The sequence below is a fragment of the Stenotrophomonas sp. S39 genome, assembly GCF_016624665.1.
Classification (GTDB): Bacteria; Pseudomonadota; Gammaproteobacteria; order Xanthomonadales; family Xanthomonadaceae; genus Stenotrophomonas.
This window is the reverse complement of record NZ_JACVTT010000001.1, coordinates 285,717-305,858: the sequence shown is the minus strand read 5'-3', so window position 1 is coordinate 305,858 and position 20,142 is coordinate 285,717. Positions and strand designations below refer to the sequence as shown.

The following is a 20,142-nucleotide window of genomic DNA, read 5'->3' as shown; positions in this document are numbered from 1 at the left end:
ATCGACGCAGCCGAGGTAGCGCCAGGCCATGCCTGGCGGATGCCATCAGGGGCCGCTGCGCTCGCCGGGCGTGGCCCGGCGCTACCGGTCCTCGTTGCGTCGGTAGCGAAGGGATCGACGCAGCCGAGGTAGCGCCAGGCCATGCCTGGCGGATGCCATCAGGGCCCGCTGCGCTCGCCGGGCGTGGCCCGGCGCTGCCGGTCGTCATTGCGTTGGTAGCAAGGAGATCGACGCAGCCTTGGTTGCGCCAGGCCATGCCTGGCGGATGCCGTCGGGTGCCGCTGCGCTCGCCGGGCGTGGCCCGGCGCTACCGGTCCTCATTCCGGCGGCGTGTCGATCCATCCTGCGGCGAGCGCGGCGCGCAGATCGTCCGCGTCGTCGATATCACGAAGAGACGTATCGCTGATGCAGAGGGCGACGCCCGGGGTCTGCCGCAACCGGCGACCGAAACCGCGGTCACCACCGCTCTCCGGCAGGCCGCTGAACCATGCGGCGGGGACAACAGCCGGCGAGCCCGGCACGCCGCCTTCCAGCGTGGCAGCGCAGTGGCATGGCGTGCTGGCCGCAGCAGCGAGCAGGGCGCGAAGATGTGCTGCATGCAGGCGGGGTTGGTCACAGACCAGGACCAGCACGTGGCGGGCGGTGCCGAGGTGCGGCGCTGCCAGCCGGAGACTACTGCCGATGCCCAGCGCGGGCGCGGGATTCTCCACCTGGACGGCGCGCAGTCCGCTCAGTTCCGCACCGAAAGCGGGGCCCTGCGGCGTCACGACGATCAGGACATCCGGATCTGTTTCAGAGGCCAGCCGCGCCGCACGCCGCAACAATGATTCGCCATCGACCTGCAACCACTGCTTGGGTCGGCCCAGGCGACGGCTCAGCCCGGCGGCGAGCACTACCGCCGCGTGGCCGCTCACGTATTGCCCAGTGCGCTGCCGTGACGCCATGCCTGCAGCTGGGCGGTGATGCTCAGGGCGATGGCTTCAGGCCCCCGTCCGCCCAGTGCGAGGCCGATGGGTGAGCGCAGCCGGGAGTGCAGTCCGGCGCGCGTATCTGCGTCCAGCACCTTGAACAGATCCTCCCTGCGCTGTCGGGGGCCCAGCAATCCGATGAAAGGGATCCTTGATCGGGAAAGCAATCGCAACGCATCCAGGTCCAGCTCGAAGTTGTGGTGCATGACCAGCGCTGCATCCACCTGGTGGCCTGCTTGTGCCTCGTTCTTCTGTTGCAGCGACGGCAGGCGCGCCTGCCACGCACTGCGCGGCTCCACGATCTGTATCAGCCAGCCCTGGTCTTCCAGCATTGGCACCAGTGTCGCGGCCTCAGGTCCGGCGCCATGAAGCTGTACCAGCGGTGGCCGGTGCCACTGCAGGCGCCAAGCGCGGGTGTCGATGGCCTCGTCGCTCTCGAGCACCGGCAGTTGGATGCTGAACGAAGATCCAGCACAGCGACCGTCGATACGACCCTCGGTTGCCAGGGACAGGTGCAGGCTGTCACGGCCCTGCAGCCAGACATCCAGGCAGCCTGCCAGGCCCGGCAACCGGTGCAACGGCAGCAGTGCGATCCACTGGCAGCCGCGACAGCCCACGGCGTTGCCGGAGAACAGCGCCGCATCATCGCGGGTATCAATCTTTACCCAGGTGACGCGTCCTTCCGCTGCAACCCTGCAGGCCGCACGTGCGAGTTCCGGCTCGAGGCAGCCCCCACTGAGCCAGCCGATCTGTTTGTCGCCGGCAAACAACACGCAGGTCCCCGCACGGCTGTAGGTCGAGCCCTCGGTCTGCACCACGATGGCCAGCACCGCCGGAGAGCGCATGCGTGCGGCATCGGCAGCAGCACGCAGTACGGGCCGCGCATTGCCCGTTTCAAGGTCCAGGGGTGCGGGAAAAAGCGCCGTTGTCATGCGAGGTCCGGCAGGCCTGCGAGCAGCTTGTCCAGCGTCAGTGGGTAGTTTCTGACCCTTACACCGGTTGCGTTGTAGACGGCGTTGGCGATGGCGGCACTGACGCCACACAGCCCCAGTTCGCCTACGCCTTTGGCTTTCATCGGGGATGACACCGCATCTGCCTCGTCGAGGAACACGACCTCCTGGTGAGGCACATCGGCATGCACGGGAACCTCGTAGCCTGCAAGGTCATGGTTGACGAAGAAGCCCAGGCGCGGGTCGACAATCAGTTCCTCCGACAGCGCAGCGCCGATGCCCATCGTCATCGCGCCGATGACCTGGCTGCGTGCCGTCGTGGGATTCAGGATGCGTCCCGCAGCGCAGACGGCCAGCATCCGCCGGATGCGCGTTTCGCCCGTCGCGACATCAACGCCGACCTCGACGAAATGCGCAGCGAAGGTGGATTGCTGGAATTTTTCCTGCAGGGTGTCAAATTCGATGCTGTCCTCGGCAACCAGTTCGCCGCTGCGGGTCGCCTCCGTCAAGGCAGCCCGTCGTTGCCCAGCGATGACATGGCCATCCTCGAACCGTGCCAAGGACGGATCCATTTCCAGCGCGCTGGCAACCTTGGTCCGCAATGCCATGCAGGCCGCGTAGACACCGGCAGTAGAACTGTTCGCACCCCATTGGCCGCCAGAGCCGGCGGCAACCGGAAAGCGCGAGTCGCCAAGCTTCACCGTGACCTGGTCCAGGGGAACGCCCAGCATTTCGGCGGCGGTCTGGCCGATGATGGTGTAACTGCCAGTACCGATATCGGTCATGTCGGTCTCGACGGTCACGCGGCCATCAGTGGACAGGCGCACGCGCGCGCCGGACTTCATCACCAGATTGTTGCGGAAGCCGGCCGCCACCCCCATGCCGACCAGCCAGCGTCCATCGCGGGTGCTGGCAGGGGCAGCGTTGCGACGCTCCCAGCCGAAGCGCGAGGCACCAGATTGCAGGCACTGCACCAGCTGGCGCTGCGAAAATGGCCGTGACGGATCGCTGGGGTCGACCTGGGTGTCGTTGCGGATGCGGAACTCGATCGGATCCAGCCCGACTTTCTCTGCCATCTCATCCATGGCGATTTCCAGGGCCATCAGTCCGGGCGTCTCGCCGGGTGCGCGCATCGCGTTGCCTTCGGGCAGATCCAGTGCGGCCAATCGCATGGCGGCCAGCCGGTGCGCGCCGGCGTACAGGAAGCGGGTCTGCTGCACGGCTTCCTCAGGCGAGCCCCCCGTCAGGTTGCCTGACCACGATTCGTGTCCGATGGCGGTCAACGTTCCGTTCGGGGATGCGCCCAGCCGGATGCGCTGGATGGTGGCCGGGCGGTGGGTCGTGTTGTTGGCGACCAGCGGGCGTTGCAGCGCCACCTTGACCGGGCGCTTCGCCGCGCGTGCCGCGAGCGCTGCGAGCAGGGCATCGGAGCGCAGGAACAGCTTTCCGCCAAATCCTCCGCCAATGTACGGCGATACCAGGCGGACGTTGTCCTTGGGGATGCCCAGAGTCCTGGCCAGGTCCGTACGGCCCCAGTCGATCATCTGGTTGGACGTCCACACGGTCAGGTGGTCACCGTCCCACGCCGCCAGCGTTGCATGCGGCTCCATCATGGCGTGTGACTGGTCAGGGGTGTGATACGTCGCATCCAGGGTGATGTCGGCCTGCTGGAAGGCCTTTTCGAAGTCGCCCAACCGGGCATCGGGCTCGGGAGTCTTCAATGACGACTCATCCTTGCGGGCCGCAGCCAGGTCGAATGAACCGTGCCGCGGTGCGTAGCGCACGCGGACCTTGGCGGCCGCCGCGCGTGCCTGCTCGAAGGTCTCGGCAACCACCACCGCCAGCGCCTGGTGGTAGTGGCTGATCGTCGGGCCGCCGAGCAGCGGCGCGGCGTTGCGCTTCACGCGCTGCAGCGGCCCGGCATTGTCGGCAGTGACGATGGCCAGCACGCCTGGTGAGCGGCGGGCGGGCTCAAGGTCCAGTGAGGCGACGGCTCCGGCGGCGATTCCTGCACCCACCACCACGCCGTAGGCCGGCGTTTCGGGCAGTGCGTCATGCCATTCGTAAGCGTAGGTCGCCTTTCCGGAGACCTTCAATGGACCGTCGATGCGTGGGTGCGGTTGCCCGACGATCTTCTCCGCATCGATGGGATTGGTACCAGCAGGCGTATTGAACTTCATGCGCGCGCCCTCAGGTCCTGCAGGATGGATGCCAGCGTGCGTTCGGCCAGTACCGCCTTGAAGTGGTTCTGGCCGGTCGGTGCCGCACCCAGCAACAGCGACGACATGACGGCCGAGGCTCCCTGCGGCAGTGCGGCGTCGGCGGCGTCGCTGCGCCATGGCTTGTAGGCCACGCCGCCCAGCGCGACGCGTCCGCTGCCATCGGCCTGCACGATGGCCGCAACCGAAACAAGCGCGAACGCGTACGATGCGCGGTCACGCACTTTCCGATAGACATGGGTGCCACCTGCCGGGGGTGGCAGGATCACCGCCTGGATCAGCTCGCCTCGCAGCAGCGTCGTCTCCAGGTGTGGGGTTGTTCCCGGTGGGCGGTACAGCGCATCCAGCGCAATGCGCCGACGGGTGCCGTCGGCACGCAGTGTTTCCACCGATGCGCCCAATGCCATCATCGCCACGGCCATGTCGCTGGGATGCGTGGCGATGCAGTCTGCGCTGCCACCGATGATCGCCAGCTGCCGGCTTGCGCCTTCCACTGCGGCACAGCCGCTGCCCGGCAGGCGCTTGTTGCAGGCCTGGGCCGTATCGTAGAAGTAGGGGCAGCGCGTGCGTTGCAGCAGATTGCCTGCCGTGGTTGCCTTGTTGCGCAGCTGCCCCGAGGCACCCGACACCAGCGCCCGGGTCAGCAGAGCGTAATCGCGGCGGACGCGTGCGTCTGCGGCCAGATCGGTATTGCGCACGAGTGCACCGATCCGGAGGCCGCCATCGGCCGTCCCTTCGATACCGTCCATGCCCAGCCCGTTCACATCGATCAGATGCGTCGGCGTTTCCACCTCCAGCTTCATCAGGTCGAGCAGGTTGGTGCCCCCGGCGATGAAGCGTGCGCCCGGCGCGCGCGTGGCGGCGGCAATGGCATCGGCCGCGCTGCTGGGGCGTTCATAGGTGAAGGCCCTCATGAGCGTTTCCCTGCCGCATCCTGGATCGCGTCGATGATGTTGGAGTACGCGCCGCAGCGGCAGATATTGCCGCTCATCCGCTCGCGGATTTCTTCAGGTGTCAGCGCCGCAGGCGCGTCCAGGCGTGCAGTGACGTGGCTGGGGACACCGCGCTCGATTTCGTCCAGCACCGCAACGGCCGAGCAGATCTGGCCCGGCGTGCAGTACCCGCACTGGAACCCATCATGCTTGACGAAGGCAGCCTGCATGTCGCTGAGGTTGCCGGGTGATCCCATGCCCTCGATGGTGGTGATGCTGGCGCCCTCATGCATCACGGCCAGGGTCAGGCATGCATTGATGCGGCGGCCGTCCACCAGCACGGTGCAGGCACCGCACTGCCCGTGGTCGCAGCCTTTCTTGGTGCCGGTCAGTTGCAGGTGCTCACGCAGCGCATCCAGCAGGGTGACGCGGGTATCAAGCAGCAGTGAGTGGTTCGCACCGTTCACCTTGAACGTTACCTGCGAGGTGACCGGGGCACGTGCCGCGGAACGATCGGGCTCGGCGGCGGCGGCGACAGCGGCCGGCATGGCCATGGTCGTGGCCGAGCCCGCACTGAGCTTGAGCATGTCGCGCCGCGTGAGCGGAAGCTTGGAAGGGGGATTCATCGTGACTCCGCTGGCTGCAGTCGGCTGACGGGATTGCGTGTCAGCATGGCCGCGCTGCGGTGGGCGGGTGGTGAAGCTCCGCCCTGTTGCCCGTTCAGCTTGCTTGCTGTGAGTGTGGATGGCCAGCTGATGACAGCACCGCGCGCACCCGCGTGGCCAGTTCGCCGATGGTGAAGGGCTTGCCGATCAACTGCACGTTCGCGTCGAGCACGCCATCGTCAACGAGCGCATTGCGGCTGTTGCCGGTGGCGAACAGCACCTTCAGGTGCGGATGCCGCGCCAGTGCCTGGTCGGCCAGCTGCCGCCCGTTGACCCCGGGCATCACCACGTCGGTGAACAGCAGGGCGATGTTGGGATGTGCCTGCAGCAGGGGCAGGGCACTGGCGGCACCGTCGGCCGACAGCACCTGGTAGCCCAGTTCGGACAGCGCATCGACCGAGAACGCGCGCACCGCCGCGTCGTCGTCCACGACCAGGATCTGCTCCGCGCCACCACCCGACAGCGGGGCTGCAACGGTTGCGGCCGCCGGCAGTGCGTCCACCTCGGCCAGCAGGCGAGGCAGGTAGATCACCACGGTGGTGCCCGCGCCCGGCGTGGACTGCAGGCGGACGTGGCCGTTGGACTGCTGTACGAAGCCGTAGACCTGCGACAGACCCAGGCCCGTGCCCTGGCCGACGGGCTTGGTGGTGAAGAACGGATCGAACGCGCGTGCCATCACGTCCGCCGGCATGCCGCTGCCGGTGTCGGTCACCGCGATGCGCACATAATCGCCGGTGGGAATGCCACCGTGCTCGGCCACGTCTGCCAGGTCGATCTGGCAGTTGCTGGTCTGCAGCTGCAGGCGGCCACCGCCCGGCATGGCATCACGCGCGTTCACGGCCAGGTTGAGGATGACGTTCTCCAGCTGGTTGGCATCGGCGTGCGTCCACCACTGGCCGCCGCCCAGCACGGTTTCCAGGATGACGCTGCTGCCGAGCGAGTGCACCAGCAGGTCGGTCATGCCGGCCACCAGGTGGTTCACGTCCAGGGCAACCGGCTGCAGCGGCTGCTGCCGCGAGAAGGCCAGCAGCCGCTGGGTCAGCTGGGCAGCGCGCTGGGCGCCATCCAGGGCCATTTCGATGTAGCGCACCGCGCGGGCATCGCTGTCGCCGATGCGCAGGGCCAGCAGGTCCAGCGGGCCGATCACCGTGGCCAGCATGTTGTTGAAATCATGCGCGATGCCGCCACTGAGCTGGCCGACGGCTTCCATCTTGCGGCTCTGCCGCAGCGCGTCTTCCACCCGCATGCGCTCGGCCACTTCGGCACGCACCCGCGCCTCGAGCTGCTCGTTGAGCTCGCGCAGGCGCGCGTCGGCGGCCTTGCGCGCGGTGATGTCGATGGCCACGCCCAGCATGCGCACGCAGCGCCCGGCCTCGAAGATGCCCCGGCCCTTGGCTGCGACCCAGCGCACGATGCCATCTTCCTTGCCGACCGTGCGGTACTCCACGTCGTAGCTGGCGCGCCGCTGCGGATCGGCGGAGGCCTCGAGCGCCGCCAGCGTTGCGGCACGGTCATCGGGGTGCAGGCCGGTACGGAAGTCATCGAAGGTCACCTCCGCATCGGAGGAAATGCCGAACATCGCCTTGGTGCGCGCGGGCCAGAGCAGGATGTTCTGTACCAGGTCGAGATCCCACAGCCCAAGCTCGCCTGCCTCGGTGGCCAGGCGCAGGCGTTCCTCGCCTTCGGCCAGCGCGGCTTCGGCGGCCTTGCGCCCGGACAGGTCGAGCATGGCACCGATCATCCGCAGCGGGCGCCCATCGGCATCGCGCAGCACCGCGCCACGGTCGAGCACGGCGGCATAGCTGCCGTCGGCGCGGCGGAAGCGGTACTCGCCGTTCCAGGTCGTGCCATCGCCGTCGATGACGGCATGGATGTTGCGATCGATGCGGTCGCGGTCTTCAGGATGGAAGTGGTCCAGCCACCACTGCGCGCTGGTCTCCATCATCGGGTGCCCGAACAGGCTGGACAGTGCTTCGTTCCAGACCACGTGGCCGTCGACCATGCGCCAGTCCCACACCGCATCGTTGGTGGCCTGTGCCGCCAGGCGGTAGCGTTCCTCGAGGTCGAGGCGGTCGGCCTCGGCGGACTTGCGGTCGGTGATGTCCAGCGAGGTGCCGACCAGGCCGATGACCTCGCCATTGCCGTTGCGGAGCGGCGCCTTGGTCGACAGCCACCACGCGCGGCGCCCATCGGAGAAATTGATCTCTTCTTCGAGCTGCTCGCTTTGTCCGCTGGCCATGATCCGCTCATCGGTCGCCATGACCGCCGCGGCCTGCGCGGGGTCGGCCAGCAGCTCGGCATCGGTGCGCCCGACATACTCCGCGGGCGTACGCCCGATCAGTTCAGTGGTGCCGCTGTTGCCGATCAGCAGGCGGCCCTGGCGGTCCTTGGCGTACATCACGCCTGGCGCGGCCTCCACGAAGGAACGCAGCAGGGCCTGGGCCTGGTCGCGCTCGGCCTGCACCCGCAGGCGCTCATCGATATCGATCAGGACGCCGGGAAAGCTTTTCGCCCGCCCGTGCTCATCCAGATCGACGCGGCCGATGCTTTCCAGCCAGTGGTATCGGCCATCGGGGCCCTGCGTGCGGTACTGGTGGGCGAAGCGGCCACCGTGGCGCACCGCGTGCTCGATGGCGGCCACGAGGCCGGGCAGGTCATCAGGATGGACCGTGCCCAGCACGTCGTGCAGCTGCAGCTTGCGCTGGGCCAGCGCCGGGTCGAGGCCGAACGCACGCGCCAGCGCTTCGTCCACGGTCAGCTGGTCGCGCGGAACATCCCAGAACCAGGTGCCGACGATGGCGCCTGCAGCCAGCGCCATGTTCACGCTCTCGGTGGCATGGGCGGCTTGGGGCAGGGAAGCGGGAGGCTGGTTCACGGACGATCTCGAGCGACGGGGCACTGCCTGCCGCAGTCAGCGGCAGGCAGATCAAGGGCCGCCAGTCTAGATCAGTCGCTTGTCACGGTAGCGTGGTGCCGGCTCAACTGCCGCCGGGTTTCACCCGCATCACCCGTTTGCGGTACTCGTAGACATTGTCACCGCGCACGCGCCGTTCCTGCGTGCCGGTGATCGAATCCACGCGTCGGTCCGAGCCGGTGACCGGCTTGGCGTCGATGGCGGTTTCGCGTTCGAACGAATGCGATTTGTCGGTGTTGCGGTAATAGCGGTACAGCGCCCAGTACAGCGCCGTAGCACCGGCCGGGCCGGCCGCCAGCAACCAGAGACCACTGTCGTCACTCATGTTGTCGCCACCAGGAAGGCAATTGCGAGGGCTTCGATGACGGTGCCGGTGGCCAGGGCGGCCAGCAGCATCTTCCACTGCTGCACCGGCACGCTGCCCATGGTTTCGCCGGTACGGCCGTTCACCGCGATGTAGTGCAGCATGCCGCCGTTGGCGCCGGGCTGGTGGTAGGAGTACAGCCATACCGGCAGGTACATCGACACCCAGCGGGTGCCATGCACGTCCAGCTGTTCCTGTTCCCAGCGCACGCCACGGTCGTAGCGGCGCACGCTGGCCTGGACCTGGGCACGGGCGATCGACAGCAGCTGGTCCTCCAGCCGCGGGCGCAGCTTCTCCACATCCAGGTTGCGCTTCTCCGAGGTGAAGCCGGCCAGGTAGGACGCGTTCCATTTGACCGCGTTCTTGGTGTCGAACGGCAGGATGGTGTTGATGATGTTGTTGGTATTGGTCTGCGTGTCGAGATTGCCGCGCTCGGCAGAGGATTCCAGCGGCAGGTCGTCGACGGTGAAATCGACCTGGCGCTCGACCTGGTAGATGTCCGCGTCGTAGTAGGTCTGCTTGTTCTTCTCGGTACCGCGGGTGTATTCGCGGGTCTTGATCTCGCCCTTGCCGGCCACGGCCGCGCTGACGTTGCTGTCCACGATCATGTAGGGCAGGTACACGCCCACCACGTTCTCCGGGGTGAACTGGTCCTTGAACGCCTTCAGTGCGAACATCCGCCGCTTGTCGACGAACTGCCGGATCCGCGCGACGGCGTCGTCCTTCTTGATGTGGAAGGGCAACACGGCATCGGGCACGGCACCGTTGCTGATCTGCTCGTTCACACCGAACACATGCCGGCACCAGTGGCAGCGTGCGGTCATCGTGCTCTCGGTGTTGACGGTGACCTCGGCGCCACAGCCGCTGCACTTGAAGGTCATCAACGCAGAGGTGTCGGCGTCGATGTTGCGCGCGCCGGAGGCGATGACGGTGCCCTGCAGCTGGTCCAGCGCTTCACCCAGCCCGAATTCCTCCTCCACCCGCGCACCGTGCCACTCGTGGCGGCAGTAGAGGCAGACCAGGATGTCGGTGCCAAGCTTGGGGCGGATGTCGGTGGCGCCGCACTTCGGGCAGCGGTTCAGGCCGTCCTTCAGCTCGCTGGCGGAGGTGTCGATGGCCAGCGGATCGGGGGCCTCGACGTCATCACGGATGGCCTGCGGCAGCGTGCTGGTATCCAGCGGGAAGCTGCCGGGCAGGGGCGGGACGTCCTGCGGCGAACCCGGGCCGTCCAGCTTCGCCGCCGGCAGGGGCGGGGGCGAAGCGGGATCGGCCTGGGGCAGCGGCGGAGGGCCGTTTCTGGGGTCGGACATGGTGTCTGCGCGCCCTGCGTCTTACAGGCCCAGCGCCTTGGCCTTCAGCGCGTCGTAGTCGTCCTGCGTGATCAGGCCCAGGTCCAGCATTTCCTTGGCCTTCTTCAGCTTGGCCACCGGATCATCGGCCGCCGGTGCCGCCGGCTGCTGCAGGTTGCCTGCGCCGAACATGCCCGACGCCATGCCGACACCGACCAGGCCTGCCGCGCCGCCGTTCTCCCCGGCCGACTGGATGCCCTGGGCGACACTGGCCTGCAGGTTGGAATTGCCGCGCGAACCGGACAGCGCATCGGCGCGCTGCACGGTCTTCAGCAGTTCACGGGTGTTGGCGTCGTACTCGATCGAAACGATGGCGGTCTTGACGATGGCCAGGCCACGGTCGGACTGCCAATGGTAAGCCTGCTCGACCGCGACCGACAGGCTGTGGGCGAAGCCGATCGAATCCTGCTGCAGCTTGGTGATGCGGTTGCCCTTGGCCGGGTCGTTCGTATACAGGCTGAACGCCGGTGCCAGCGAACCCACCACTTCATTGAACAGCTGGGTCGCGGCGGCATTGTCCATGTCGGTGAAGTCGAACACCTGGCCCGGACGCAGGTAGCTGGCCGGCACGAAGTTCTTCACGAACAGGATCGGGTCGACGATCTTCAGCGTGTACGAGCCACGGGTGACCGCGCCGACCTGGGTGTTGAGGAAGCCATCGTCCCAGTAGATTTCAGACTGGGTGCCGAACCGGTTGTCGGGCAGTTCCTTCAGCGAGACGAAGAACGCGGCCTGCTGCGAGCCCGGCTGGCCACCGAACTTGAAGCGTTCCCAGCTCTGCTTGATGAAGGTGCTGACCAGGCCATCGCCGGCGAAGATCGACTGCGAATTGAGATCGTCCGAACGCCATTCGTAACCACCGGCTTCGGCCACGAAGGCGGTGATGGCGCCGTCCTGGAACAGCAGCAGGCCGTAGCCTTCAGGCACGATGATCTTCGAGCCGTTGCTGATGATGTTGGACGAGCCGCTGGTGTTGGAGCCGCGCCCGGCGTTGGTGCCGTTCGGCACGGCCGCGAACAGCGCCGCCGTCGATGGCAGGCCCGTCGGCACGGTGTAGAAGTCCTTCCACTGGTCGGCCAGAACACCGCCCACTGCACCCTTGACCGCCTGTACCAGACCCATGACCTGCTCCCTGTGGTTACCGGACAGGCACCGTGCCTGTCGTGCTCGGCTGACTATAGAGGAGCGGGGCGGTGCCTCGCCACCGGTGCTGCACGCGCGCATTCATGCACGGCAGGCCAGGCAGAACCGGCAGGAAAGGGCGGGACAGGCGGTTGCCCGTGCCCGCCCGGAGCGCTTACGCCATGGCGCGAGTGATCAGCCCGTAGCCGATGAGCATGACCAGCAGGGCCGGCAGCGTCACGAACGACGCGATCATCCAGCGCAGTGCCTTGCGCGAGGCGATGGACGCCGGGCCGGTCTGGCCGATTGCATTGAGTGACGAGGTCTTGTTGGCGTAGACGGTGGCGACGATGCCGAACGGCCAGAAGCCACAGAAGATGCTCAGGACGGCCAGGAACAGATAGTCCTTGGGCGGAACGGCGGGTGCTGCGATCTCCATGAAAACGATTTCTCCTTGATGGGGGCGGGATTATGCCGCAGCCCCATCGTCGCCGCACAGGGCGCTGTGGCGATCAGCGCACCGATTGCGGCACCCGTCGCAGTTTGCTCGTGTCATAGCCCATTGCGGCGATACGGTCGACCGCCGCCTGGTAGTCCTGTGGCGAGACCTGCGGGGTGCGGGCCATGTACCAGACGTAGTCGCGCTTGCTGCGGCCGACGATGGTCTGCTGATAGCCCTCGTCCAGCCAGGCGATGATGTACTCGGCCTGGATGGGCCAGACGAACTGCATGCCCCAGACCGCACCGGCACCTTCCTTCTCGACCCGGCCAACCGGATGCATGCTCTTGAAGGGCGCATCGAAGCTGCCCTTGCGGTAGGTGAACGTGGTGCGGATGCGCCCATCGGGCTGCAGGGCGTAGCTTTCCACCGCATCAAAGGCTTCGCGCTCGGGCCAGGACGGGATGTGGGCGATCACGTACCAGTCACCCATGAAGCGCGGCACGTCCACCGATGCCGCACGGGGCAGCGGCCGGGTGTCCTGGCTGCTGCAGCCGGCGCCGAACAGGGCCACGGCCAGCAACGAAAGCAGGGGGAGGGTGCGCATGGCGTGGCTCCTTCAGCGTGGGCGGAACAGGTAGTGGGCGACCAGCCACTGCTGGCCATCGTCATAGCCGAACAGTTCGGCGCAGGCCATCCAGAACATGCGCCAGCGCTGCCACCAGATGCGCGCCGCGGCCTCGCCGTAGGTGGCCTGCAGGATCGGCATCAGCGATCCGCGCGCCGCGTCCTGGTTGTCCAGCCAGTGGTTGGCGGTACGCTCGTAATGGGTGCCATCCAGCAGCCAGCGCTGGTCCAGCTGCAGGTGCTGCTGGAAGTGCAGCAGGGTGTCGGCGGCCGGCATCAGGCCGCCGGTGAAGAAGTGCCGCCCCATCCAGTTGTCATCGCCTTCCGTCTCGAACGGATACATCAGCGTGCGGTGGGCGAAGATGTGCACGAACAGCGCCCCGTCCGGGCGCAGCCAGCCGGCGATGCGCTGCAGCAGCCGCTGGTAGTTGCGCACGTGCTCGAACATCTCCACCGACACGCAGCGGTCGAATCGCGCTGCCGGCAGTTCCAGCAGGTTGACGTCGCGGGTGAGCACCTCGACGTTGCGCAGGCCGCGCGCCTGGCACTGGCCGAGGATGTGCTCGCGCTGGCTGTGCGAATTGGAGACGGCGGTGATGCGCGCATTGGGATAGCGTTCGGCCATCCACAGGGTCAGCGAGCCCCAGCCACACCCCAGCTCGAGGATGTCCTGCCCGTCGCGCAGGCCGGCGCGCTGCGCGTACAGCTCCAGCATTGCGTCTTCGGCCTGGTCCAGGGTTTCGTGACCGGTGCGGTAATAGCAGCTGCTGTACTTCAGGCGCTTGCCGAGGCAGGCCTGGAAGAACGCGGCAGGCACCTCGTAGTGCTGGCGGTTGGCCGCATCGACGTGCAGGGCCAGCGGACTGCCGGCGAGTTCGGCAATGCGGCGCTGGAAGCGCACGGACTGCGCGGCAAGGCCGCCCTCGGTTTCCTCCTGCAGGCGCTGCGCGCACTGGCGGCGGATGCCGGCCCGCAGGGCGACATCCGGGATCCAGCCGCGCTCGGCCCAGCCGGTCAGGCCGCCTTCGATCTGGACGGGTGGGTACAGCGTGCTGGCAGCGTTCATGGCGTGCGGTCCTGGGAAGGGGAGGTGCGGGGGAACCACGGGAAGAACATCGACGTGCTGCGCTGGTAGTCGCGGTAGTCCTCGCCGCGGCTGCGCAGGGCCTGCTTTTCGGTGAAGGGCACGCCGCTGAGGTAGCGCAGGAACAGGTACATCACCACCGGGCCGGACCAGGCCAGCCACCACAGCGGCGAGCCGACCGCGAGCAGCACGTAGGTAAACCAATGCAGCCATTCGAAGAAGTAGTTCGGGTGGCGCGAGTAACGCCACAGCCCCTGCCGACAGGTGCGGCCCTTGTTGGCCGGATTGGCGCGGAAGCGCGCGAGCTGGCGATCGGCCAGTGCTTCGCCGCCGACACTGAGCAGCCACACCGCCACGGCGGCCGCAATCCACGCGGCGTGACCGGTCGACGGGTTGCGCGCAACCGCCAGGAACGGCAGCGCGAACAGCACCACCAGCAGGGCCTGGGCCATGAAGAACCCGAAGATCTTTCCCTGGTGGCCGTTCCAGTGCCCGCGCAGGTAGCGGTAGCGGCCATCCTCGTCTTCACTGCGCACGCGGTGCCAGAGGTGCAGGGCGAGCCGGCTGCCCCACAGGCCACCCAGCACGGCCAGTGCGATGCGCGGCTGCAGTGCGCCATCGCCCAGCCAGGCCAGCAGCAGTGCGCCTGCCGCCACGCCCTTGGCCCACAGTACGTCGACCACGCCGATGTTGTGGTGCCGGCGCTGCCAGGCCCAGCCCCAGCACATCACCAGCACCGCGTAGAGCAGCACCCATCCAAGCAGGTTCATGCGCGAGCTCCCTTGTGAGCGTTCCTGTGTGCATTCATGCCGGTGTTGCCGGTGCCGCGCCGTGCCAGTGCGCACAGCAGTGGCAGCGCGATGCTCCAGCCCACCCCCAGCAGCAGCACGCCGTGCCAGGCGGGCGCAGCAAAGTGCACCGCCTGGAAACCGCGCGCGGCCGAGAGGTAGGCCAGCGGCGCCAGCAGCAGGCCGAAGGCCACCGGCAACAGGCGATGGCGCTGCAGGAAGGCCATTGAACACGTCAACGTCATGGCGAAGGCCGCCCACAGCGCCATGATCCAGGGTGGTGGCGCCCAGCCCAGCGGTGCGGCGGCATAGCGCACGGTGCCGCTGGCGGCAGCGACGCCATCCACCAGCCAGGCGCAGGCGAGGGCAAGCAGCAGCAGGCGCAGTTCCAGGCGCGGCACGGGGCTGGTCAGCAGCTGGCTGGCGATGTACAGCGCCGCCGCCACCAGGGCCGGCCATTGCCAGCCATGGCCGGCGCCCGCCACCGCGCACAGCCAGACCAGCTGGTTGCCGATCAGGTTGGCCCACGTGCGGCGCATCTCAGGCCTCGCCGCCTGCGGGCACGTCCGTGCAGTAGCCCGGGCGCGCCAGCAGCAGGTGCGATACGCCGATGGAGCGCTCCAGGAAGCCGCCTTCGCAGTAGGCCAGGTAGAACTCCCACAGCCGGCAGAAGCGCTCGTCGAAGCCCTGTGCCTGTACGGCGGCACGCTGGGCCAGGAAGCGCTGCCGCCAGGCGCGCAGGGTGAGGGCGTAGGAGTGGCCGAAATCCTGCTGCGCCACCAGCTGCAGGTCACTGGCCCGGGTCTTGGCGGCCATGATCGCGTTGATCGAGGGAATGAAGCTGCCGGGGAAGACGAAGCGCTTGATGTAGTCGACGCTGCGCCGGGCCTGCTCGTAGCGGTGGTCCTCGATGGTGATCGCCTGCAGCAGGGCCACGCCCTCGGGCTTCAGCAGGCGCTGCAGGGTGCCCATGTAGGTCTCGAGGAACTCGGCGCCGATGGCCTCGATCATCTCGATGGAGACCAGCTTGTCGAACTTTCCCTGCAGGTCGCGGTAGTCCTGCATCAGCACGCTGACGCGGTCCTGCAGGCCAGCGTCCTGTACGCGCTGCACGGCCAGCGCATGCTGTTCGGCGGAAATGGTGGTGGTGGTGACGTGGCAGCCGTAGTGGCGTGCGGCATGCACGGCGAAACCGCCCCAGCCCGTGCCGATCTCCACCACGCGGTCGCCCGGCTGCAGGCGCAGCTGATGGCAGATGCGGTCCAGCTTGCGGGTCGAGGCCACCTCCAGCGGCTCGTCGGCCTGCGCGTACAACGCCGAGGAATACATCAGGTCCGGTGACAGGAACAGGGCGAAGAAATCGTTGCCCAGGTCGTAGTGCGCGGCGATGTTGCGACGGCTGCCCTCGCGGCTGTTGCGGCGCAGCCGGTTCCAGCCGCGCAGCAGCCAGCCGGCCGCGCGAGCGGGGCCGCGCTCCATGCCATCAAGCAGGGAGCGGTTGCGCACCAGCAGGCGCACCAGTGCCACCAGGTCGTCGCAGCGCCAATCACCATGGATGTAGCTTTCGCCGGCACCGACGCTGCCCTGCGCGGCCACCTTGCGGTAGAACGCCGGGTCGTCGATGGTCACCGTGGCCTGCAGCGGGCCGTGGCCATTGCCCAGCAGGACCTCGCCGAAGGCATCGCGCACGCGCAGCTGGCCGTCCCGCAACGGGGCAAGCTGCGCCAGCAGGCGGCGGCGCAGGAAAGCATCCAGTGCGCCGGCGCGGGGCAGGGCCACCGAAGGCGTCAGGTTGTTCATCGCGGTTTCTCGGCAAGGGAAGGGTGGTCGTGCACAGGGTTGCGCTTCATCCACAGGCGCAGCGCCTGCCAGTGGATGGCCGCGACCACCTGCATGGTCATCAGCGGGTAGGCCAGCAGCACCCGGGCGAGGCCGCGGCCATCCAGAGGGCGGCGCTGCATCGACTGGGTGGCATCAAACTGGCGGACCCCGTCGCGCCAGACCTGCATGTGCACGCGCAGCGCGTCGCCCGGTGCGCTGAAGCGCCAGTCGTAGCGACAGTCCATTGGCATGAAGGGCGAGACGTGGAAGCACTTGTCGAACTGCCAGCGCAGGCTGCCGCCTTCGTGCTGGGCCTGCTCGACCGGCAGCACGTAGGCATGCCGTTCCTTCCACGGGGTGTTTGTGATGTCGGCCACGATGCAGTCCAGCGTGCTGCCGTCAGCCTGGTAGCAGTAGTAGAAGCTGACCGGATTGAACACGTGGCCGCCGAAGCGCAGGTGCGCCAGCAGACGCACCGGGCCGGCAGGACGGCGGCCCAGCACGGTGGCGGCGTGGTCGCGCACGGCATCGGCCAGCGGCACGCCGGAGGCGCCCAGGTAATCACTGCGGCGGAATTCGGCCAGGTTGCGGCGGTTGACCGACCACAGCCAGCGCCCGGCGAAGACCTGGTCCAGCTCGTCCAGGTCAAGCAGCAGCTGCGCGACGGGATAGCGGAACGCGTGCGCATGCGGGTGGTGCCGCCGGTGCTGCACATGGCCGAAATAGAGCGCACTGGCGGTCATGCGGTGATCTCGGTCGGGCGCAGCGGCGATGCGATGCCGCTGCGGGAGCGCAGCGCGTCGACCGTGCGCCGCGCACTGGCGATGCCATCTTCATGGAAGCCCCAGCCCCAGTAGGCGCCGGCGAACCAGGTATGGCGATGGCCCTGGATCTCGCCCCAGCGCTGCTGCGCGCGTACCGCGGCATGGTCGTGCACCGGGTGCGCGTAATGCAGGCGGCGCAGCACCTTGGAGGGGTCGATGGCATCGCTGCGGTTGAGGGTCACCACCAGCGGCGTATCGCCGGGCAGGCCCTGCAGCAGGTTCATGCAGTAGCTGACCGTGCACGGCGCGTCCGGGTCGGCCGGCACGTGCGCGTTCCAGGCGGCCCAGGCCTTGCGGTTGCGTGGCAGCAGGGAGGCGTCGGTGTGCAGCACCGCCTCGTTGGCCTGGTAACGGATGGCGCCCAGCACGGCGTGCTCGACCGGGTCGGCATCGGCCAGCAGGGCCAGCGCCTGGTCGCTGTGGCAGGCAAGGATCACCTCGTCGAAGCCTTCGATGCCGGCGGCGCTGTGCACGCGCGCGCCCCAGGGCATGCGCTCGATCGCCCGGACCGGGGTTTCCAGCCGCTCATGCACGCGCCAGCGGCTGCGCAGGGCATCCACATAGCGTGCCGAGCCACCCTTGACCACGCGCCACGGCGGGCGGCCGGTCATCTGCAGCATCTGGTGGTTGGCCATGAACTGGACCAGGTAGCGTGCCGGGAAGTCCAGCACGGTGGCCGTTGGCGAGGACCACAGCGCCGACGCCATCGGCAGCAGATGTTCCTCCACGAACGCATCGCCGTAACGCTGCTGCCGCAGGTACTGGCCCAGCGTCGGGCCCTCGGCTTCGGCCCGCAGCAGCGGCGCATCGCGGTAGAAACGCCGCAGGTCGGCCAGCATGCCCCAGAACCGCGGCGACACCAGGTTGCGACGCTGGCAGAACAGCCCATCCAGCGAGGTGGCGTTGTACTCCACGCCGCTGCGCTCGCTGTGCATCGAGAAACTCATCGTGGTCGGCTGTGACGCCACGCCCAGCTCGTCGAACAGGGCGGTGAGCAGCGGATAGTGCTGGGGGTTGAACACGATGAAGCCGGTATCCACCGACAGCGGGTGCCCGTCCACGTCCACCCGATGGGTGTGGGTATGGCCGCCCAGGTAGTCGTTGGCTTCGTACAGGGTGACTTCGTGCTCGCCGTCGAGCCAGTACGCGCTGGCCAGCCCTGCAATGCCCGAACCGATGACCGCGATGCGCATGCTCAGTCCTTCGCCTTGGCCAGCACCCACTCGGGAATCGGCTTGAGACCACTGACCAGGCCCACCGCGGCCAGCAGCCGCAGCCCGTACCAGGTCAGGTCCACTTCCCACCAGCGGAAGCCCTGGCGGGCCGTCCCCGGGAAGAAGTGGTGGTTGTTGTGCCAGCCTTCGCCAAAGGTCAGCAGGGCCAGCCACAGGTTGTTGCGGCTGTCATCGCGGGTGTCGAAGCGGCGGCTGCCGAAGCGGTGGGCCAGCGAATTGATGGTGACCGTGGCGTGGAACAGCACCACGGTGGAGATGAAGAAGCCCCACACCAGCAGCTGTGGGCCGGTGGTGTGCAGGCCAGGGGCCACGCGCTCCAGTACGGCACCGATGGCGTAGAGGGCTGCGGCCAGCAGCACCGGTACCGCGATATCGAAGCGATCCAGCCAGCGCAGTTCGGGATAGCGGGCCAGATCGGGCACGCGGGACAGGTCGGTGGCAAAGGCCTCGCGGGTCAGGAACCAGCCCATGTGGCTGCGCCAGAAGCCGCCTTCGCGCGGCGAATGCGGATCCTGCGGCTGGTCGGCATGGCGATGGTGGTGGCGATGGTGGGCAGCCCACCACAGCGGGCCGCGCTGCACGCTGGCCGCGCCGATCACCGCGAACACGAACTGCACCGGGCGCGACGCGTGGAACGTGCGATGCGAGAAGTAGCGATGGTAGAACCCGGTGATGGCGAACATGCGTACCGCATACAGCGCCAGCGCTACTGCGACTGCGGTCCACGACACCCCCACCCAGATCACGCCCAGGCACGCCACGTGCAGCAGCACGAAGGGCACCGCGCGCAGCCAGTCGATGCGGCCGCGCTGCGCCGGTTCGGCCTGTGCTGCAGCGGCCTCGGTATCGAACCAGCGTCGCAGGGTGCGCAGCAGTCGCTCACGTCGGCGTGGAAGGGGCGCGGCTGCGGACATGGGCGAGGTCTCGAGGGCGTGTCTGTCTACCTCTACGCGGCAGGGCGTCAATTGGATGCAGTGAATGCGGATCGCGTGAGGTTTCATCTGCTGCTCACGGTGCAGCTCGCCACCAGCGGCTGCGACCAGGCCTGCTGCCATTGCGCCAGCGGCTGCGGCGACGCGGGCGCGGCGAAGCGGACAATGACGGCCGGATAGGCGCCGCGTGCATCGCGGAGGTTGCTGGTGGCGCGGAACTCGAGCAGGCGGCGGTCATCATCGGCATACACCAGCGACAGCCGGGGGGCGACCACGCCGTACCACGCCGCCAGGCGCACCTCGATGGCCTGCGCGGGGATGCCCTGCCAGTGGAGTGCGCCGGTCCGGCGCACGCTGACCGGGTAGAAGCGTTGCCGCCCCGGGACCAGGAAGAGCAGCTGGACCTGCTCGCCCTTCATCAACGCCGGCCAATGCGCGCGCACTGCCGCGTCGAAGCCGGTGTCGATCACCGCGTCGGCGGGCAAGGGCACGCGAGCCTGGCGCTCGGCCTCGGCCGCGCTTTCCTTCCAGTCGATGCTGACCTGTGTGCCGGCCACCACCACGCGTGCGGCCTGGCCGCTGCGCCCGTCCTGCAGCAGGTAGCCTCGAGCCAGCGGCTGAGCAGTGCCCGGCAATTCCTTGCGGGCGAACGGGCGGCCATCCGGGCACAGGTACTGCACCCAGCGCTGCGCGCCTTCGGGCGCCCCCCGCCGCCAGTGCACTTCGCGGTAGGCGGGGGTGCCGTCGGCCAGGCTGGCAATGCCTTCGGTGCGCAGCAGGGGCGTGGCGCTGGCCACGGTGGACAGGTACAGCAGCAGCCCGGCGGTGTGCATGAGGGGTCCTGGCGGTTGGCCTGCAGGAGATACGCATGGCGGCCCCGGTTGGATGCACGGCAGCGGGCTGCATCCA

General features: G+C 68.0%; 19 protein-coding genes. All 19 read right to left on the bottom strand.

The genetic code is table 11. The features are described 5' to 3' along the window. Positions 1-317: 317 nt before the first annotated feature. On the bottom strand, positions 318-914 hold the full coding sequence (locus tag IAE41_RS01415) for an NTP transferase domain-containing protein (protein ID WP_200731729.1): 597 nt from the start codon (positions 912-914) through the stop codon (positions 318-320). Further along, positions 911-1,900 (bottom strand): XdhC/CoxI family protein, encoded by a 990-nt coding sequence (locus IAE41_RS01410; RefSeq protein WP_200731728.1) that lies wholly within the window; start codon positions 1,898-1,900, stop codon positions 911-913. Before IAE41_RS01410 ends, IAE41_RS01415 begins: the two co-directional genes overlap by 4 nt. Next, entirely contained in the window at positions 1,897-4,098 is a 2,202-nt protein-coding gene (gene paoC / locus IAE41_RS01405) for an aldehyde oxidoreductase molybdenum-binding subunit PaoC (RefSeq protein WP_200731727.1), read from the bottom strand. Before paoC ends, IAE41_RS01410 begins: the two co-directional genes overlap by 4 nt. Beyond that, positions 4,095-5,051, bottom strand: a complete 957-nt coding sequence (locus IAE41_RS01400; protein WP_200731726.1) for a xanthine dehydrogenase family protein subunit M — start codon at positions 5,049-5,051, stop codon at positions 4,095-4,097. Before IAE41_RS01400 ends, paoC begins: the two co-directional genes overlap by 4 nt. Beyond that, positions 5,048-5,695, bottom strand: coding sequence for an aldehyde dehydrogenase iron-sulfur subunit PaoA (gene paoA / locus IAE41_RS01395; protein ID WP_200731725.1), 648 nt, complete (start codon positions 5,693-5,695; stop codon positions 5,048-5,050). The genes IAE41_RS01400 and paoA overlap by 4 nt, the downstream gene beginning before the upstream one ends. A 94-nt stretch (positions 5,696-5,789) precedes the next feature. Beyond that, entirely contained in the window at positions 5,790-8,609 is a 2,820-nt protein-coding gene (locus tag IAE41_RS01390) for a PAS domain-containing protein (RefSeq protein ID WP_325166967.1), read from the bottom strand. Between the two features lie 103 nt (positions 8,610-8,712). Beyond that, entirely contained in the window at positions 8,713-8,973 is a 261-nt protein-coding gene (locus IAE41_RS01385; RefSeq protein ID WP_079222006.1) for a hypothetical protein, read from the bottom strand. Further along, a complete protein-coding gene (locus IAE41_RS01380; RefSeq protein ID WP_200731724.1) occupies positions 8,970-10,322 on the bottom strand; it encodes a TFIIB-type zinc ribbon-containing protein in 1,353 nt (450 codons plus the stop codon). The genes IAE41_RS01385 and IAE41_RS01380 overlap by 4 nt, the downstream gene beginning before the upstream one ends. A 21-nt stretch (positions 10,323-10,343) precedes the next feature. Then, entirely contained in the window at positions 10,344-11,483 is a 1,140-nt protein-coding gene (locus tag IAE41_RS01375; RefSeq protein ID WP_200731723.1) for an SPFH domain-containing protein, read from the bottom strand. A 175-nt stretch (positions 11,484-11,658) separates the two neighbouring features. Then, entirely contained in the window at positions 11,659-11,922 is a 264-nt protein-coding gene (locus tag IAE41_RS01370; protein WP_079222003.1) for a CD225/dispanin family protein, read from the bottom strand. Between the two features lie 73 nt (positions 11,923-11,995). Then, positions 11,996-12,529, bottom strand: coding sequence for a lipocalin family protein (locus tag IAE41_RS01365; protein WP_200731722.1), 534 nt, complete (start codon positions 12,527-12,529; stop codon positions 11,996-11,998). Positions 12,530-12,541: 12 nt separating this feature from the next. Further along, entirely contained in the window at positions 12,542-13,615 is a 1,074-nt protein-coding gene (locus IAE41_RS01360) for a class I SAM-dependent methyltransferase (protein ID WP_200731721.1), read from the bottom strand. After that, the gene (locus IAE41_RS01355; protein WP_200731720.1) at positions 13,612-14,403 is read right to left on the bottom strand and encodes a DUF1295 domain-containing protein; all 792 of its coding nucleotides are present in this window, start codon (positions 14,401-14,403) and stop codon (positions 13,612-13,614) included. Before IAE41_RS01355 ends, IAE41_RS01360 begins: the two co-directional genes overlap by 4 nt. Then, the gene (locus IAE41_RS01350) at positions 14,400-14,960 is read right to left on the bottom strand and encodes a DUF2878 domain-containing protein (RefSeq protein WP_200731719.1); all 561 of its coding nucleotides are present in this window, start codon (positions 14,958-14,960) and stop codon (positions 14,400-14,402) included. Before IAE41_RS01350 ends, IAE41_RS01355 begins: the two co-directional genes overlap by 4 nt. Position 14,961: 1 nt before the next feature. Continuing rightward, complete coding sequence (locus IAE41_RS01345; protein ID WP_200731718.1) at positions 14,962-16,221, bottom strand: cyclopropane-fatty-acyl-phospholipid synthase family protein; 1,260 nt, start codon at positions 16,219-16,221, stop codon at positions 14,962-14,964. Next, positions 16,218-16,985 (bottom strand): DUF1365 domain-containing protein, encoded by a 768-nt coding sequence (locus IAE41_RS01340; protein ID WP_200731717.1) that lies wholly within the window; start codon positions 16,983-16,985, stop codon positions 16,218-16,220. Before IAE41_RS01340 ends, IAE41_RS01345 begins: the two co-directional genes overlap by 4 nt. Beyond that, positions 16,982-18,259, bottom strand: a complete 1,278-nt coding sequence (locus IAE41_RS01335; RefSeq protein ID WP_200731716.1) for an FAD-dependent oxidoreductase — start codon at positions 18,257-18,259, stop codon at positions 16,982-16,984. Before IAE41_RS01335 ends, IAE41_RS01340 begins: the two co-directional genes overlap by 4 nt. Before the next feature lie 2 nt (positions 18,260-18,261). After that, entirely contained in the window at positions 18,262-19,215 is a 954-nt protein-coding gene (locus IAE41_RS01330) for an acyl-CoA desaturase (protein ID WP_200731715.1), read from the bottom strand. A gap of 83 nt (positions 19,216-19,298) precedes the next feature. Then, the gene (locus IAE41_RS01325) at positions 19,299-20,066 is read right to left on the bottom strand and encodes a hypothetical protein (RefSeq protein WP_200731714.1); all 768 of its coding nucleotides are present in this window, start codon (positions 20,064-20,066) and stop codon (positions 19,299-19,301) included. Between the last annotated feature and the right edge of the window lie 76 nt (positions 20,067-20,142).